This is a genomic window from Calidithermus roseus, assembly GCF_003574095.1.
Classification (GTDB): domain Bacteria; phylum Deinococcota; class Deinococci; order Deinococcales; family Thermaceae; genus Calidithermus; species Calidithermus roseus.
In genome coordinates this window covers 1-1,386 of sequence record NZ_QWLA01000158.1, presented here as the reverse complement: position 1 = coordinate 1,386, position 1,386 = coordinate 1, and the positions used below count along the sequence as shown (strand labels likewise).

3 protein-coding genes are annotated in these 1,386 nt (G+C 69.8%); all 3 read right to left on the bottom strand.

From position 1 onward, the window contains the following. Window positions 1-66 precede the first annotated feature (66 nt). Window positions 67-300, bottom strand: a complete 234-nt coding sequence (locus Mrose_RS18330) for a hypothetical protein (protein ID WP_119280650.1) — start codon at window positions 298-300, stop codon at window positions 67-69. 224 nt (window positions 301-524) lie between these two features. After that, complete coding sequence (locus Mrose_RS18325; protein WP_119280648.1) at window positions 525-869, bottom strand: DUF3592 domain-containing protein; 345 nt, start codon at window positions 867-869, stop codon at window positions 525-527. A gap of 40 nt (window positions 870-909) precedes the next feature. Beyond that, entirely contained in the window at window positions 910-1,251 is a 342-nt protein-coding gene (locus Mrose_RS18705) for a hypothetical protein (RefSeq protein ID WP_147371734.1), read from the bottom strand. Between the last annotated feature and the right edge of the window lie 135 nt (window positions 1,252-1,386).

The window sequence follows — 1,386 nt, the reverse complement described above, 5'->3', positions numbered from 1 at the left end:
GCTCGAGGGGGCCCGTAATCTGGTGGTCTTCCCCGACCGGCTGCGGCCCGGCAGTTGCCTCACCCTCTACGACCCGGAGGGGCTGCTGCGCCTGACTCGAGAGGGATAGCCGCACCCTGCAGGCCTGGTGATGTCCTCGATCACCCCCTCGGTGGCGGCGTAGCCCCGGGCGACGGCGTAGTTGTACAGGGTCTCCAGCGTCAGCAGGGTGAAGACGGTCCACGCCATCAGGTACAGGGTGATCACGAAGCAGACGGTCGGCGACAGGCCGAAGAAGGTGGTGTCCTGGGATTTCCCCATGAAACCAGCTTAACCCTATCGGGCCGGGGGTGCGGGTCGGGACCGCCAAGGCCCGGTCTGCCCGGCGGCAAGCCCCTGTGGGTTCCGGGACAGAGCAACCTGGGCTGGTAAGCCGTCACCTATCTGCGCGGCCGGGCGGTGGGAATCAGCCGCCCGGCCACACCTTTTGCCTAAAGCGGTGGCGGCAGCGACTGTACTGGCGGTGAGGCTACCAGCCTCCCAGCTCAGGGCCTCTCGGCTTTTTTCCTCAGCGGCCGGCGCTCGGACCAGTATAGCCACAGCCCGATAGCCGCCCACCAGGGCACGTAGCGGATGTTCCGCAGGCTGAGCCGGCGGTCGAGGGTGGAGCGCCGGGGGTCGCGCGGGTCGTAGTACACCGCCACCCGATCTTCATCCAGCCGGGCCGGCCCGAGGCTGTCGTCGATCCTGTCCTTGAAGACGCCGGTATACTCCTGGCCGCCGGCCTCGAAGCGGTAAGTGAGCCTGTAGTAGAAGAGGGCCACGAGGGGCGTGGCGGCGACCCACCACCACCAGAACCCCTGGAAGAAAGCAGGCTTCAGCGCGTCCATCCCGCTCCAGGATACTGGAACGAACCCGTGAAAACGGTGCTCATGCCAACCAACGAATGGGCAGGGCGGGCCGGGGGTCATCCCGGCCCGCCGTCGTGTCTCCTGTGCCTGGACGCTGTGCCCTGCAGCTCACAGCTCGATGAGCGGCGCCAGCCGCAGCAGCTCGAGCGCCTCCTCCCACGGCCGCACGCGGCCGCGGTAGACCACCTCGGGCCCCGTCGCGCCGCAGGGCCACGAAGAGGTGCAGGGCGCGGGTCCCGGTCAGCCGCCCGATGGCGGCGGTCACCTCGGCGAAGCCCGCCCCCAGCAGCAGGTGCTCCTCGAGGGCCAGCCCGTCGCGGCCGCCCTCGCAGGGGTGGGTGACGAACTCCTCGCGCCGCACCCCCACCAGCGCCCGCGCCCTCGACGAGCTCCTCGACCAGGAGGCCCACGTTGAGCGGGTCCGGCCGCAGCAGGGCCTTGAGGGCGGTGAGGACCAGCTGGACCTCGCGCCGCTCGTAGAAGGAGCTGGTGGCCA